The sequence below is a fragment of the Deinococcus seoulensis genome (assembly GCF_014648115.1).
In the GTDB taxonomy this organism is placed as follows: Bacteria; Deinococcota; Deinococci; order Deinococcales; family Deinococcaceae; genus Deinococcus; species Deinococcus seoulensis.
In genome coordinates this window covers 64,594-78,159 of the sequence record NZ_BMQM01000002.1, presented here as the reverse complement: position 1 = coordinate 78,159, position 13,566 = coordinate 64,594, and the positions used below count along the sequence as shown (strand labels likewise).

15 protein-coding genes are annotated in these 13,566 nt (G+C 66.7%); 9 read left to right on the top strand and 6 right to left on the bottom strand.

The window, feature by feature from the left end:
• Nucleotides 1–37 precede the first annotated feature (37 nt).
• A complete protein-coding gene (locus IEY70_RS02215) occupies nt 38–646 on the bottom strand; it encodes a helix-turn-helix domain-containing protein (RefSeq protein ID WP_189063361.1) in 609 nt (202 codons plus the stop codon).
• Between the two features lie 706 nt (nt 647–1,352).
• A complete protein-coding gene (gene gyrA / locus IEY70_RS02210) occupies nt 1,353–3,788 on the bottom strand; it encodes a DNA gyrase subunit A (protein ID WP_189063360.1) in 2,436 nt (811 codons plus the stop codon).
• Nucleotides 3,789–4,248: 460 nt separating this feature from the next.
• Between gyrA and IEY70_RS02205 the strand changes: the two genes are divergently transcribed.
• The 7 genes from IEY70_RS02205 to IEY70_RS02175 all read left to right on the top strand — a co-directional run bounded on the left by IEY70_RS02205 (nt 4,249) and on the right by IEY70_RS02175 (nt 7,826).
• Complete coding sequence (locus tag IEY70_RS02205) at nt 4,249–4,599, top strand: roadblock/LC7 domain-containing protein (protein ID WP_189063359.1); 351 nt, start codon at nt 4,249–4,251, stop codon at nt 4,597–4,599.
• Nucleotides 4,596–4,937, top strand: coding sequence for a roadblock/LC7 domain-containing protein (locus IEY70_RS02200; RefSeq protein ID WP_189063358.1), 342 nt, complete (start codon nt 4,596–4,598; stop codon nt 4,935–4,937). Before IEY70_RS02205 ends, IEY70_RS02200 begins: the two co-directional genes overlap by 4 nt.
• Nucleotides 4,934–5,254 carry a roadblock/LC7 domain-containing protein gene (locus IEY70_RS02195; RefSeq protein ID WP_189063357.1) on the top strand — a complete coding sequence of 107 codons (321 nt, stop codon included), beginning with the start codon at nt 4,934–4,936 and terminating at the stop codon, nt 5,252–5,254. The genes IEY70_RS02200 and IEY70_RS02195 overlap by 4 nt, the downstream gene beginning before the upstream one ends.
• Nucleotides 5,255–5,365: 111 nt before the next feature.
• On the top strand, nt 5,366–6,370 hold the full coding sequence (hemB, locus tag IEY70_RS02190; RefSeq protein WP_189063356.1) for a porphobilinogen synthase: 1,005 nt from the start codon (nt 5,366–5,368) through the stop codon (nt 6,368–6,370).
• Nucleotides 6,371–6,428: 58 nt separating this feature from the next.
• Nucleotides 6,429–6,968, top strand: coding sequence for a cyclin-dependent kinase inhibitor 3 family protein (locus IEY70_RS02185; protein ID WP_189063355.1), 540 nt, complete (start codon nt 6,429–6,431; stop codon nt 6,966–6,968).
• A 108-nt stretch (nt 6,969–7,076) separates the two neighbouring features.
• A complete protein-coding gene (locus IEY70_RS02180; protein WP_189063354.1) occupies nt 7,077–7,583 on the top strand; it encodes a hypothetical protein in 507 nt (168 codons plus the stop codon).
• Nucleotides 7,584–7,637: 54 nt separating this feature from the next.
• Complete coding sequence (locus tag IEY70_RS02175) at nt 7,638–7,826, top strand: hypothetical protein (RefSeq protein ID WP_189063353.1); 189 nt, start codon at nt 7,638–7,640, stop codon at nt 7,824–7,826.
• 56 nt (nt 7,827–7,882) lie between these two features.
• Here IEY70_RS02175 and IEY70_RS02170 read toward each other — a convergent pair whose 3' ends face one another.
• The 4 genes from IEY70_RS02170 to sdhC are packed head-to-tail and all read right to left on the bottom strand — an operon-like array spanning nt 7,883 to nt 11,228.
• Nucleotides 7,883–8,647, bottom strand: coding sequence for a succinate dehydrogenase iron-sulfur subunit (locus tag IEY70_RS02170; protein ID WP_189063352.1), 765 nt, complete (start codon nt 8,645–8,647; stop codon nt 7,883–7,885).
• A gap of 58 nt (nt 8,648–8,705) precedes the next feature.
• Nucleotides 8,706–10,457: a succinate dehydrogenase flavoprotein subunit gene (gene sdhA / locus IEY70_RS02165; RefSeq protein ID WP_189063351.1), complete on the bottom strand. Its 1,752-nt coding sequence runs from the start codon at nt 10,455–10,457 to the stop codon at nt 8,706–8,708.
• 37 nt (nt 10,458–10,494) lie between these two features.
• Entirely contained in the window at nt 10,495–10,872 is a 378-nt protein-coding gene (locus tag IEY70_RS02160) for a succinate dehydrogenase hydrophobic membrane anchor subunit (RefSeq protein ID WP_189063350.1), read from the bottom strand.
• Nucleotides 10,872–11,228: a succinate dehydrogenase, cytochrome b556 subunit gene (gene sdhC / locus IEY70_RS02155; RefSeq protein ID WP_189063349.1), complete on the bottom strand. Its 357-nt coding sequence runs from the start codon at nt 11,226–11,228 to the stop codon at nt 10,872–10,874. Before sdhC ends, IEY70_RS02160 begins: the two co-directional genes overlap by 1 nt.
• A gap of 228 nt (nt 11,229–11,456) precedes the next feature.
• On the opposite strand from sdhC, the gene IEY70_RS02150 reads away from it, so the two are divergent.
• On the top strand, nt 11,457–11,819 hold the full coding sequence (locus IEY70_RS02150; protein ID WP_189063348.1) for a hypothetical protein: 363 nt from the start codon (nt 11,457–11,459) through the stop codon (nt 11,817–11,819).
• A gap of 316 nt (nt 11,820–12,135) precedes the next feature.
• A complete protein-coding gene (locus IEY70_RS02145; RefSeq protein ID WP_189063347.1) occupies nt 12,136–13,422 on the top strand; it encodes a homoaconitate hydratase family protein in 1,287 nt (428 codons plus the stop codon).
• The last annotated feature ends 144 nt before the right edge of the window (nt 13,423–13,566 follow it).

The following is a 13,566-nucleotide window of genomic DNA, read 5'->3' as shown; positions in this document are numbered from 1 at the left end:
GGGCAGCGCTGCTGGACAAAGAAGTGTGTGGTGTGGATCAGGCGGCGGCGATGACGCTCAGGGCCTGCTCGTTCTTCAGGGTGATCTTGCCGTACCCGGCGCTGATCACGCCCTCGCGGGACAGTTCGCCCACGACCTTGGTGACGGTCTCGCGCACGCTGCCGACGGCGGCGGCCAGTTCGTCGTGCGTGGCGTAGATCATGGTCTCGCCGCTGTCGAGCTGGGTGGCCAGTGCGGTGTCCTTGAGTTCCAGCAGTTCCCCGGCGATGCGGGCGCGCAGACGCTTGCCGACCAGGCGGTAGATGCTCTCGTAGGCGCGTTCCAGCGTGCGGACCAGGTGGGTGGTGACCACGAGGTTGTCCTCGGCGCTCATGAGGGCGGGGTTGATCACGTCGATGCTGGAGTCCGTGACGGCCTCGGCGAAGTAGGCGCGGTTCACGCCGGCCAGGGCTTCCTCGCCGAAGTACTCGCCGGGTTTCACGTAGCGCAGGGTCAGGCCGTTGCCGTCGTCGTCCATGGTGTGCACGCGCACGAGGCCGGAGGCGACGCGGTAGAGCATGTCGCTCTTGCCGGGGTAGAGGATGACGGCGCCGGGGCGGTAGGTGACGGTGTCCACGAAGGTCCGGGTGTTGGTGGTAAGGGTCATTGTGTGCGCCTCCTTGGGCGGTGTGAGAGGGGGGGAACGGGGTGCCGGGGGCTTATTCCCGACGTGCTCACAGTGTAACCCAATGTCACTTTTTTGTAAACACTTTTGTTTCTTTAATCAGTGTTGAGATTACAGATCACCCGGTCAGTCGCGGTTCGCGCGAGGCGCAGCAGCACAGCACTTTCGGCCTGCCTGCCGCCCCGCCGCACCTCACCTGCCGCTCACCGCCGAACCGAATCCCCCGGTGGGGGCGTTCCCGGCTCATACGGACTGCCGTTTGTTTCGCCAACAATCCGCAACTTCACCGCCCCTGCCGGCTCCACGTCCGGAACCCGCCCGGCTCCTACTCGCTTCGCTCGGACCCAGCGGGCTTTGCAGCCCATTCAATCGGAGTCCGTATCACAGCAGGTCTACTTCAGGTACGGGCCGACGCGACAGGTGGTTCGATCTGCCCCGCCGGGGCCTGTATTCATACGGACTCCGATTGAATGGCCTACAAGGCCGTTCAATCCGAGCGGATGCGAGTAGGAGAGAAACGGATTCCGGACGTGGAGCTGGCAATCCGGTGAAGTTCCGGATTGTCAGCGAAACAAACGGAATCCGTGTCAAGGGCATTGATGGTCGGCCGGAACAGGCGTGGGCGGCGAGGCCCTCACCCCGCCGCCCACCCGGTCCCGCCGTCCTCAGCGGGTCAGGGTGCAGCCGATCAGAGTTCGTCCTCGCGGCGGATCGGGAAGGCGCTGATCACGGAGTCCTTGTCGGACACGTTGATGACCTTCACGCCCTGCGCGTTACGGCCCGTCACGCGGACCTCCTCGACGCGGGTGCGGATCACGGTGCCCTTCTCGGTCAGGACCATCAGTTCCTCGTCACCGGCCACGCGGGCCAGCGTGACCAGTTTGCCGGTCTTGTCGGTCACGTCCAGCGTGATGACGCCCATCCCGCCGCGTCCCTTGGCGGGGTACTCGCCGACCGGGGTGCGTTTGCCCAGCCCGCACTCGCTGACGGCCAGCAGTTCGCTGTCCTCGTCACCGCCGGGCACCAGGGCCATGCTGACCACGGCGTCCTGCTCGCCTTCACGCAGGCGGATGCCGATCACGCCCTGCGTGGCGCGGCCCGTGTCGCGCACCTCGCCGCTCTGGAAGCGCATGGCCTTGCCGTTGCGGGTCGCCAGGATCACGTGATCGCTGTCCTGCACGATGCCCACGCTGATCAGCTCGTCGCCCTGCTGCAGGTTGATGGCGATCAGGCCCGCCGAGGTGATGTTGCCGTAATCGGTGATCAGGGTCTTCTTCACCACGCCGTTGCGGGTGGCGAAGATGAAGCATCCTTCCTCCTCGAAGCCCCGCACGCTCAGGACGGACGCGATGTTCTCGTCGTCACGCAGGCCCGGCAGCAGGTTGCGGATGTGCGTGCCCTTGGCGTCACGGCCCGCTTCCGGCAGGTCGTAGATCTTCTCGTGGAACACGCGGCCCTTGTCGGTGAAGAACAGCAGGAAGTCGTGCGTGCTCCCCACGAACACGCGGGTGTTCACGTCCTCGTCACGCAGTTTGCCGCCCGACGCGCCGCGCCCGCCGCGGCCCTGCGCGCGGTAGGCGTCCAGCTTGGTGCGCTTGAGGTACCCGGCGCGGGTCATGGTGATGACCATGTCCTCGACGGCGATCAGGTCCTCCTTGCTGATGTCCTCTTCCAGCAGCGTGATGGTGCTGCGGCGCTCGTCACCGTAGTTGTCGCGCACGGCGCGGATTTCCTTCTTGATTTCCTTCCAGAGCAGACCCTCGTCACCCAGGATGGAGCGCAGGAACGCAATCGTCTTCTGGAGTTCGTCGAACTCGGCCATCAGCTTCTCGCGTTCCAGGCCCACCAGACGCTGCAGGCGCATGTCCAGGATCGCCTGGGACTGCTCCTCGCTGAGCCCGAAGCGGACCATCAGCGAGTCGCGCGCCTCGGTGCCCGTGTTGCTGGAGCGGATCAGGTTGATGACCTCGTCGATGTGGTCGAGCGCCTTGATCAGCCCTTCGAGGATGTGGGCGCGGGCCTCGGCTTTCTTCAGTTCGTACTGCGTGCGGCGCGTGACCACGTCCTTGCGGTGCGCCAGGAAGTACCGCATGGTGTCGACCAGCGGCAGCACGCGCGGCTCGCCGTTCACGATGCTCAGGTTGATGACCGTGAACGTGCCCTGCAGCTGCGTGTACTTGTACAGCTGGTTCAGGACCAGCGTGGGAATCGCGCCGCGCTTGAGTTCCACCACGATCCGCACCGGGTCCTTGCGGTCGGACTCGTCGCGCAGGGCGCTGATGTCGGGGATCTTCCCGGCCTTGTACATGGCGCTGATCGTCTGGATCAGGTTGGTCTTGTTCACCTGGTACGGGATCTCGCTGATGATGATCTGGTTACGGCCGTTCTTTTCCTCGATGCGGGCCTTGCCGCGCACCTTCAGGCCGGCGTGGCCGGTGGCGTAGGCGTCGCGGATACCCTGCTTGCTGATGCGCCCGCCGGTCGGGAAGTCCGGGCCGGTCACGTGCTGCATCATGGCGTCCAGGCCGATGTGCGGGTCGTCGATCAGGGCCAGCAGGCCGTTGCAGATCTCGGTCAGGTTGTGCGGCGGGATGTTCGTCGCCATGCCCACCGCGATGCCCGACGCGCCGTTGATCAGCAGGTTCGGCACGGCCGAGGGCAGCACGCTGGGTTCCACGGTCGTCTCGTCGTAGTTGGGTTTCAGGTCGACGGTTTCTTTTTCCAGGTCGGCCAGGACTTCCTCGGCGACCTTGGTCATGCGGGCCTCGGTGTAGCGCATCGCGGCGGGCGGGTCGCCGTCGATGGAGCCGAAGTTCCCCTGCGGGTGAACCATGGGGTAGCGCATGTTCCACCACTGGCCCAGGCGGACCATGGCGTCGTAGATGGACGAGTCGCCGTGCGGGTGGTACTTCTTCATGACCTCGCCGACCACAGAGGCCGATTTGGCGTGTTTCTGGTTGGCGTAGAGGCCTTCGAGCATCATGGCGTACATGATCCGGCGCTGCACGGGTTTGAGGCCGTCGCGCACGTCGGGCAGCGCGCGGTCCACGATCACGTTCATGGCGTAGTTGATGAAGTTGGTCTTGACTTCGCTGGTGATGTCAACGGGAAGAATTCCGGTCATGTTGCTCCAGTGGTGCAGGTCCGGGCGTGGCCGGAGCCGCGCCGCAGAGGTGGGATGTGGATGCCCGGCGCGGGGGCCGGGAATGGATCGATTCTAGCACGATTATGTTTTAAGCGTAATAGCCCCGACGCCTTCTATGATCCCCATTGTACCCGAAAACACCCCCCCACACCGCGACCCTCACCACCACCGGAACCCGCCCAGCACCAGCAAAACCAGTCCTCGGCGACAGCCCACACGACACCCCGCCCCCCACCCGCTCCGGACAGCGCACTCGACCGCCGCCCCTGCCTGACCGACACGCAACCAGACCGGGCCGCAACCAGACCGGGCCACAACCAGACCGGGCCGCAACAGGCCGCGCTGGCCCGCCGACACTCCGGGCACCCTCCACACCCCCCCGGCCGCCCGACAGCGACCACCCCCCGCCAGCCCCGCCGAGCCTTTATGATGACTTCACATGCTTGATCAACTCACGCAACTCGTCAGGGACGTGGATGGCGCCTGGGCCGCAGCGATCGGTGGCCTGGACGGCCTGCTCATCGAAGGGCACTCCACCGCCAACGCCGACCTCAACCTGCTGATCGCCGAACACGCCGGCCTGTACCGCTCGGCCAGCACCGCCTACTCCACCACCCTGAACGGCGGCCAGACCCGCGAGATGTACCTGCGCGGCGAACGCCTGAGCGTGTACCTGCACCCCATCAAGGCCGAGTACTTCCTGCTGCTGGCCGTCGACGCCCGCAGCAACCTCGGACAGGCCCGCCTGTACGGCCGCGACACCGCCCGCAAACTGGAGGCCATCCTGTGATCATCGACCCCCTGCGCACCCTGCCCGGCGTGATCGCCGCCGCCCTGGTCGGCCCGGACGGCCTGCCCATCGAGACGCACGGCGAGGGCGGCGACTCCATGGCCGCCGAACTCAGCGCCCTGCGCACCAGCCTGGACCGCACGGGCCGCCGCCTGGGCGCCGGTGAAGTCACCCGCATCGCGTTCACCAGCGAACGCATCGAGGTCGTGGCCGTGTCCAGCGGGGACTTCGTGCTGGGCGCCGCCATGGCGCGCGGCAGCGACACCCGCACCGCCCAGCAGACCCTGGCCCGACTGGCCCTGGAACTCGGGCACCTGCCCCGCCCGGAGACCCCATGATCGAGGCGCTGATGGACGTGCGCGGCGTGCGCCACACCGCCCTGGTCGCCAACGACGGCCGCGTCGTGGCCCGCGCCGGACTGACCGACGAGCACCTGGGCGCCGAACTGACCCTGATCGCCGCCGGACGCGCCGTGATCGGCAGCCTGCAGGCCAACCTGAACACCGGCGACTGGCAGGAACTGCTGCTGGACGTCGAGGGCGGCCCCGTCCTGCTCACCCCGCACGGCGACCAGATTCTCCTGACCGCCTTCGACGAGGTCGCCAGCCTGGGCCGCGTGCGATTCGCGGTGCGCCGCCTGCTCGGCACGGCCTGACCCGCCCTGCCTGACCGCCGGACCCGCCCCCCGCGCGCCCTGGCCCCCGCCCGGCGGGAACGCCGGAGGCGCGTTGCATTCGTCCCGCCGCCCGCGCGCTAGCGTAGGCGCATGCAAGACCGTCCCCGCCGCCTGCGCCGCACGCCCGCCCTGCGTGCCCTGACCCGCGAAGTGCACCTGCACCCCAGTCAGTTCATCCACCCGATCTTCGTGCATGAACGCGACACCGTCACGGACATCGCCACCATGCCCGGCGTGCAGCGCCACTCCATCGACAGTGCCGTGGCACAGGCCCGCGAGGCCCTGGCCCTCGGGATTCCCAGCGTGATCCTGTTCGGCATTCCCGACCACAAGGACGCCCTGGGCACCCAGGCCTACGCCGAGGAAGGCGTCATCCAGCGGGCCACACGCGCCATCAAGGCCAGCGTGCCCGGCATCAGCGTCATTGCCGACACCTGCCTGTGCGAGTACACCGACCACGGCCACTGCGGCCCGCTGTGCGAGGTGCCCGGCCTGAGCGGCGCGGACGCCTGGACGGTCGACAACGACGCCAGCCTCGCGCTGCTCGCGCAGACCGCCGTCTCCCAGGCCCGCGCGGGCGCCGACGTGATCGCCCCGAGCGCCATGATGGACGGACAGGTCGCCGCGATCCGCGCCGCACTGGACGCTACCGGCTTCACGCACGTCCCGATCATGAGTTACGCCGTGAAGTACGCCAGCGCCTACTACGGCCCCTTCCGCGACGCCGCCGGATCCACACCCAGCGTCGGGAACCGCGCCACCTACCAGATGGACCCCGCCGGAGGCTACCGCGAGGCGCTGCGCGAGGCCCGCCTGGACGCCGAGCAGGGCGCCGACACCCTGATGGTCAAACCCGCCCTGGCATACCTGGACGTCCTGAACCTCCTGAAACGCGAGTTCGACCTGCCCGTCGTGGCGTACAACGTCAGCGGCGAGTACTCGCTGATCAAGGCCGCCGCCGCCGCCGGATTCATGGACGAACGCCGCACCGTCCTCGAAACACTGACCGGCTTCAGGCGCGCCGGAGCGGACGCCATCATCACGTACCACGCCATGGACGCCGCCCGCTGGATCGCCGAGCAGGTCAGCCTATGACAGCGAATCAAGAAGGGCGAGGGGCGGTCTCCGAGCCTGTAGCCCGCAGAGGCTGCGCATGACCAGCGCCGCCAACCCCATCCGCGTCGACTGGATTCCCACCGGCCTGTGGCCCGGCCGCCTGGGCCTGACCTTCGCGCCCGGCAAGAAGGGCGGCAGCGTGTACCAGCCGGGCGTCACCCACGAACGCAACGTCACGGACGACATGCAGACCCTCGCGCAGCAGGGCACGAACGTCATCGCGCCCCTCATCGAGGACTTCGAATTCGACCTGCTCGGCATGGACGGCTACCACGACGCCGCCTCCGAGTACAGCATCGAGGTCGCCCCGTACCCCATCCCCGACCAGCATGCACCGCACGACCCGCGCGACTTCGCCGCGTACATCGACGAACTCATGACCCACCTGCTCGACGGGCGCAGCGTCGTCGTGCACTGCCGGGGCGGCCTGGGCCGCGCGGGCCTGAGCGCCGCGTGCCTGCTCGTGCAGGGCGGCCTGAACCCCACCGATGCGATTGCCCTCGTGCGCCAGACACGCAGCCAGAACGCCATCGAAACGCGCGAGCAGGTGCAGTTCATTCACGACTTCGCCCGCTGAGGGCACATCACCCATGACCAGCGTCGCCAACCGCACCCACGTCAACCCCGACAGGAGAAGCGCGAGATCGTGGCCCGCTGACCGGCCCCGCCGGACTACACTGGGCGCATGAAGCTCCATGCTCTGCTCGGCGCGGCCCTGCTCGCCTCTGTCCTGGGCGCGTGCGCGCCAGCCGTGACCACCCCGCAGACCGGGCGGATCGTGAACACCCGCACCGGGCAGGAAGGCACCGTGACCTTCGTGCGCGGCAGCCTGAACGCCCGCCTGCCGGACGTGTTTGCACCCGACAACGCCACCATCGTCATCGGCGACCGCACCTACACCGGCCGCACCTACCTGCTGGACGGCGTGGCCAGCCCCATGCCGGCCGGCAGCAGTCTCAGCGTGGGCTTTGGGGCCAGCACCGGGGGAGGCAACGCCGGAGACTTCGGTTTCGGCACCCGCTTCGACACCGGCCGCCCCCGCCTCGCCCCGACCCGCACCGGGAACCTGATCGCCCGCGTGCAGGGAGACGCGCCGGGCCTGCTGACCTGCACCCTGACCGTGGACGCGCAGGAACGCGGCATCGGCGAGTGCTTCGACGGCGCCGGCACCCGCTACGCCCTGCAATTCTGAATCGGAGCAGATGCGAGTGGGAGTGATGCAGAGTCCGGAACGGACGGAGTCCAATTGAAGATGATGGAGGAGAGGCCGCGCGTGGTGTGCCTGTGCGGCAGCGTACGCTTCCTGACCGAGTTCGACGCGGCCTCGCTGGCCGAAACGCTGGCAGGCCGCATCGTCCTGAGCGTCGGCAGTCACAGGCAGCGGGACGAGGTGCTGATCATCAGGCCCGGCGGTACACGCCCGCAACCAGACTGAGAAAGCCCCGCCTGCCGTCGGGCGGGGCGGGGCTGAATCCAGAAGGGGGCTTCGGCTTAGGCCTGGCCGTACATGACGGCGCGCTTGACTTCCTCGATCAGCTGCGTGATCGGAATGTCGCGCGGGCACGCTTCCGTACAGTTGTACGCGGTGCGGCAACGCCACACGCCCGTGTTCTGGTTCATGATGCCCAGGCGCTGCTGCGTGGCCTCGTCGCGGGTGTCGAAGATGAAGCGGTGCGCCTGCACGATCGCGGCCGGGCCGAGGTACGAACCGTTCACCCAGAAGATCGGGCAACTGGTCGTGCAGCACGCGCACAGGATGCAGTTGCTGGAGTGCGCCATGCGCTCGGCTTCTTCCTCGGACTGGATGCGTTCGGCGGCGGGGGCCGGGGACTCGTTGATGAAGTACGGCATGATCGCCTTGTACGAGTCGAAGAACGGCTCCATGTCCACCAGCAGATCCTTCTCGACCTTCAGGCCGCGGATGGGTTCCACGGTGATGGTCCCGCCGCTCTTGGCGACGTCGCGGACCAGGGTCTTGCAGGCGAGGCGGTTACGGCCGTTGATCAGCATGGCGTCGCTGCCGCAGATGCCGTGCATGCACGAGCGGCGGAAGGTCAGGCTGGGTTCCAGGTACCATTTGATGTGGTTGATGACGTCCAGCACGCGGTCGCTGGCCTGGGCTTCCACGTCGTAGGTGGTCCAGTGCGCCTTCTTGTCCTTTTCGGGGTCGAAGCGCAGGACCTTCACTTTCAGTTGCATCATCGGCACGCTCGCAGAGACGGGCGCGGCGCTGGTCGGTGCGTGGGTCTGGGTCATTGAGATTCCTTCCGGGCGGCGCCTTCCTGCACGCCGCCCGAGTGGCTAGGGGTTTGGGTCAGTACACGCGGGGCTTGGGTTCGAACGCCCGCGTGAAGCCCTTGAGCGACACGGGCTTGTACCCGATCTGCACCTGACCCTCGCGGTTCAGGTCCTTGTACGCCATGGTGTGCTTCAGCCAGTTCTCGTCGTCGCGGGTCGTGAAGTCCTCGCGGTCGTGCGCGCCGCGCGACTCGGTGCGGTTCAGCGCACTGGCGGTCATGGCCTCGGCGCAGTCGAGCATGAAGCCCAGTTCCATCGCCTCGATCAGTTCGCTGTTGTAGCGGCGGCTGGGGTCGCTGACGCCCACGTTCGCGTACCGCGCCTTGAGTTCCTGAACGATCCCGACCTGTTTTTCCATGTCTGGGCCGTTACGGAAGATCCCGACGTTGTTCATCATGGATTCCTGAAGTTCCTTGCGGATCGCGGCGGCGTTGTCCTTGCCGCTGCTGTTACGCAGGCGGTCGAACAGGTCCACGCTCTCACGCTCGGGGTTCTCGGGCATGTCCGGGAATTCCACCTGACGCGCGTACTGCGCGGCGTAGATCCCGGCGCGGCGGCCGAACACCACGAGGTCCCCGAGGCTGTTCGTGCCCAGGCGGTTCGCGCCGTGCAGGCTCACGCAGGCCTGCTCACCGGCCGCGTACAGGCCCTCGATGCTGCCGCCGTTCCCGTCACTCAGGCACAGGCCGTTCAGGTCGGTGGGAATGCCGCCCATCGCGTAGTGCGCCGTCGGCTGGATCGGCACGAGGTCCTTGACCGGATCCATGCCCAGGTACGTGCGCGCCAGGTCGGTGATCTCGGCCAGTTTGCCCTCGATCACCTCGCGCGGCAGGTGCGTCAGGTCGATGTTCACGGCGTCCTTGTCGCGGCCCACCCCGCGACCCTCGCGGATCTCGGTGATGATGGAGCGCGACACGATGTCACGCGGCGCGAGGTCCTTGATGGTCGGCGCGTACCGCTCCATGAAGCGCTCGCCGCTGTCGTTCCGCAGAATGCCGCCCTCACCACGGATGCCTTCCGTGACCAGGATGCCCAGCTTCGCCAGACCCGTCGGGTGGAACTGGTAGAACTCCATGTCCTCAAGGGGCAGGCCCTTGCGGTAGTAGATGCTCATCAGGTCGCCCGTCAGGGTCAGCGCGTTGCTGGTGATCTTGAACACGCGCCCGTACCCGCCGGCCGCCAGGATCACGGCCTTCGCGTGGAAGGTGTGCAGTTCCCCGGTGCTCAGTTCGTACGCCACCACGCCACGGCAGCGGCCGTCCTCGATCAGCAGGTCCGTCACGTGGAACTCGTTGTAGAACGTCGTTCCGGCCTTCACGTTCTGTTGGTACAGCGTCTGAAGGATCATGTGACCCGTGCGGTCCTTCGCGTAACAGCTGCGCTCGACGGCGGCCTTCCCGAAGTCACGGGTGTGCCCACCGAACTTACGCTGCGCGATCTTCCCGTCCGGCGTGCGCGAGAACGGCAGACCCATGTGCTCCAGCTCGTACACGGCGTCGATGATGTCCTTGGAGAACACCTCGGCGGCGTCCTGGTCAGTCAGGTAATCGCCGCCCTTGACGGTGTCGAACATGTGCCATTCCCAGTGGTCTTCCTGCACGTTCCCGAGCGCCGCGCCAATCCCACCCTGCGCCGCGCCCGTGTGCGAACGCGTCGGGTACAGCTTGCTGATGCAGGCCACGGACACGTTGCCCTTCGCCGCGTACAGCGCCGCCATCAGGCCCGCGCCGCCCGCACCCACAACCAGAACGTCATAACGATGATGCATAGTTATCCTTTACCACCTGCCAATTCTGAACGCAGGCTCAGATTGAGAACAGGCCAATAGTTCCAAAAGCGAACAGCAGCGCGATGACGGTGTAGAACACACCCTTCACCCACGCCCGGTTCGGACGGGACCGCACGTAATCCTCGATGGAGTACCGCGCGCCGTTCGCGCCGTGCATCAGCGACAGCGCCAGAATCAACCAGTCGTAGAACTTCCACGCCGGATTCGCGAGTTTCCCCACCACCGCGTCGAAGGTCGCGTCCGACTCGCTGACCTGAATGAACGTCATGTAGATGTGCCCCAGAATCAGGAACACCAGGATCAGGCCACTGATCCGCATGAAGATCCACCAGTTCAGCTCCGCGTTACTGTGCGACTGCTGCCGCGCGTCCGTGAACGTCCGAGCACGAATCATCAGTACCCCCCCACCAGACGCGGGTACAGCGTCCACGCGGCACCAATAAACGACAGCACACTGATCAGCAGCACCCCGTACCACATCTGCCGCTGGTACGCCACGCCGAAGCCCGTGAAGTCCATCACGATGATCCGCAGCCCGTTGAACGCGTGGTACACCACGCCCGCCGTCACGAACAGCAGCCCGATCCGGAACGGCCACAGGTCATACGTCTCGTGAATCGCCATGTAAAACCGCTCACCAAAAATGAACGACCCGATGCTGAACACGTGCAGCATCAGGTAAGCCAGAATTGCCAGCCCGGACAGGCGGTGAAGCAGGAACGCCCACTGCCCCTCTCTTCCTCGGTACATTCTCCCAGTCCTCCTCGACGTCTAAACCTTCAACGGTCGGCCCCGACACGCCACCACACAGTAGGGCGAAACGTAATGCCTTGTGGGTGACCATTCACACCACTCTTTCAGACAGCACCGAGTTTACCACCCACCCGCAACGACACGCGCCCCGCACGTCCCTCCACCGCCCCCCCGATGTCACCGCGTGAGGTGCAAGCCCAGCCCCCACGCGCTACCCTGACACCCATGACCGGCCCCACCCCCAAAGACCCCCAGGCAGAAGCCGAATTCACCCGGAAGATGGTCCTCGGGATCCTCGGCACCCTCGAACAGAAAGGGCTGCTCAGCAAACACGAAGTCGACAGCATCATCCGCGCCGCCCGCCACGCCGCGTACCCCACCCCACCCCGCCGCACCCCCGGCCCCGCCGCGCCCGGCACCCAGTGGGTCAAACCCGGCCAGTCCCACCAACCCATGGACCGCACCACCCCCATCGCCATCCCCAACGTCCAGCGCGCCGCCCCCACCCCACCCGGCGACCAGCCGAAAGACAAACCGGCCGAGGAAACCCCCAAGGCGCCGCCCGTCATCGACTTCGACCTGCAATAACGCGCGACCGGCACGTCCGGTTGCTCTGTACCCACGGCAACGCCAGAAGGCCGCCCCCCATGTTCCGGGAGCGGCCTTCTGGCGATCAGTCCGTATGAGCGTTCCGCAGGGCGGCGCGGCGCCTATCTACACCACCTGTGCGCCGCGCGTGGGGTGTGGCGTATGCTCGGGGCATGTTCAGCGGTTCTGTGCGGGTCGGAGCGTCCCTGGTGGGGCTTCTTCTTCGCTTGGGGCGTTGAGCGCGGCCCAGCGTTCAGTGTTCGCCCCCGGTAGCTCTCGCAGCGGCCGGGGGCGCGTTTCTTGAGGAGGCAGTGGTATGGGAATGACGATTGCGGAGAAGATTCTGGCGGCTCACAGCGGGCATGACTCGGTGGTGCCGGGTCAACTGATCGAGTGCGCGACCGACTGGGTGCTGTGCCACGAGATCACGACCCCGGCGGCCCTGCGGATGCTGGAGGAACGCGGCATGGACCGTGTGTTCAACCCGGATCAGATCGTGGCGGTGCCGGATCACAGCGTGCCCGCCATGAACATCAAGGCCGCGAAGATGTACCAGAAACTCAAGAGCTGGGTTCACGAGAAGGGCATCAAGCACTTCTTCGACGTGGGGCGCGGCGGCATCGCGCACGTGGTGCTGGAGAACACGGGCCTGATGAAACCGGGGCAGACGCTCGTCAGCGGTGACAGTCACACCTGCAACGCGGGCGCGCTGGGCGCCTTCGCGACCGGGGTGGGCAGCACGGACCTCGCGGGTGCCATCTACGCCGGGAAGGTGTGGTTCAAGGTGCCCGAGACCATGCTGATCCGCGTGACGGGCCAGACGCAGCCGGGCGTGACGCCCAAGGACATCGTGCTGGAAGTCATCAAGCGCATCGGTGCGGACGGCGCGAACTACATGGTCATGGAGTGGGTCGGGGATTACATCGACAACCTGGACATGGAGGGCCGCTTCACGCTGACGAACATGGCCATTGAGGCGGGCGGGAAGACCGGCATCGTCGCCGTGGACGACACCACCCGCGCGTACATGAGCGCCCGTGGCGTCACGCCCGGCGCGTACACCGAGTACCAGTCCGACGCCGACGCGCGCTTCAAGGTGGTCGTCGAGGTGGACGCCTCGCAGGTCGAACCGACCGTCGCGTACCCGCACATTCCCAGCAACGGGCGCGTGGCGGGCAGCGACCGGATTGCCGTGTCGCACGCGTACGTGGGCAGTTGCACGAACGGCCGCATCACGGACCTGCGGGACGTGGCCCGCATCCTCAAGGGCCGCAAGGTCGCGGACGGCGTGCAGATGATCGTCGTGCCCGCCACGCAGGCCATCTGGAAACAGGCGGCGCAGGAGGGGTTGCTGGAGATCTTCGTGGACGCCGGGGCGAGCGTCAGTTACCCCAGTTGCGGCGCGTGCCTGGGCATGCACTCGGGCGTGCTGGGGCCGGACGACGTGTGCATCAGCTCCTCTAACCGTAACTTCGTGGGCCGCATGGGCGATCCCAGTGCGCAGATCTACCTCGCCAGCCCGGCCACCGTCGCCGCGAGTGCCGTCGCGGGCTTCATCAGCGACCCGCGCGCGTACAACGACACCATCAACGCCGCCGACTGATACGGACTCCGATTGAATGGGCTGCAAAGCCCGTTCGATCCGAGCGAAGCGAGTGGGAGCAAAACGGGTTCCGGACGTGGAGCCGGCAATCCGGTGAAGTTCCGGATTGTTGGCGAAACAAACGGAATTCGTATGAGCAGGGGA

What these genes read in the sequence shown, in the direction of transcription:
- IEY70_RS02215 (WP_189063361.1), bottom strand. Translation starts at nt 646, where the DNA reads ATGACCCTTACCACCAACACCCGGACCTTCGTGGACACCGTCACCTAC.
- gyrA (WP_189063360.1), bottom strand. Translation starts at nt 3,788, where the DNA reads ATGACCGGAATTCTTCCCGTTGACATCACCAGCGAAGTCAAGACCAAC.
- IEY70_RS02205 (WP_189063359.1), top strand. Translation starts at nt 4,249, where the DNA reads ATGCTTGATCAACTCACGCAACTCGTCAGGGACGTGGATGGCGCCTGG.
- IEY70_RS02195 (WP_189063357.1), top strand. Translation starts at nt 4,934, where the DNA reads ATGATCGAGGCGCTGATGGACGTGCGCGGCGTGCGCCACACCGCCCTG.
- hemB (WP_189063356.1), top strand. Translation starts at nt 5,366, where the DNA reads ATGCAAGACCGTCCCCGCCGCCTGCGCCGCACGCCCGCCCTGCGTGCC.
- IEY70_RS02185 (WP_189063355.1), top strand. Translation starts at nt 6,429, where the DNA reads ATGACCAGCGCCGCCAACCCCATCCGCGTCGACTGGATTCCCACCGGC.
- IEY70_RS02180 (WP_189063354.1), top strand. Translation starts at nt 7,077, where the DNA reads ATGAAGCTCCATGCTCTGCTCGGCGCGGCCCTGCTCGCCTCTGTCCTG.
- IEY70_RS02170 (WP_189063352.1), bottom strand. Translation starts at nt 8,647, where the DNA reads ATGACCCAGACCCACGCACCGACCAGCGCCGCGCCCGTCTCTGCGAGC.
- sdhA (WP_189063351.1), bottom strand. Translation starts at nt 10,457, where the DNA reads ATGCATCATCGTTATGACGTTCTGGTTGTGGGTGCGGGCGGCGCGGGC.
- IEY70_RS02160 (WP_189063350.1), bottom strand. Translation starts at nt 10,872, where the DNA reads ATGATTCGTGCTCGGACGTTCACGGACGCGCGGCAGCAGTCGCACAGT.
- sdhC (WP_189063349.1), bottom strand. Translation starts at nt 11,228, where the DNA reads ATGTACCGAGGAAGAGAGGGGCAGTGGGCGTTCCTGCTTCACCGCCTG.
- IEY70_RS02150 (WP_189063348.1), top strand. Translation starts at nt 11,457, where the DNA reads ATGACCGGCCCCACCCCCAAAGACCCCCAGGCAGAAGCCGAATTCACC.
- IEY70_RS02145 (WP_189063347.1), top strand. Translation starts at nt 12,136, where the DNA reads ATGGGAATGACGATTGCGGAGAAGATTCTGGCGGCTCACAGCGGGCAT.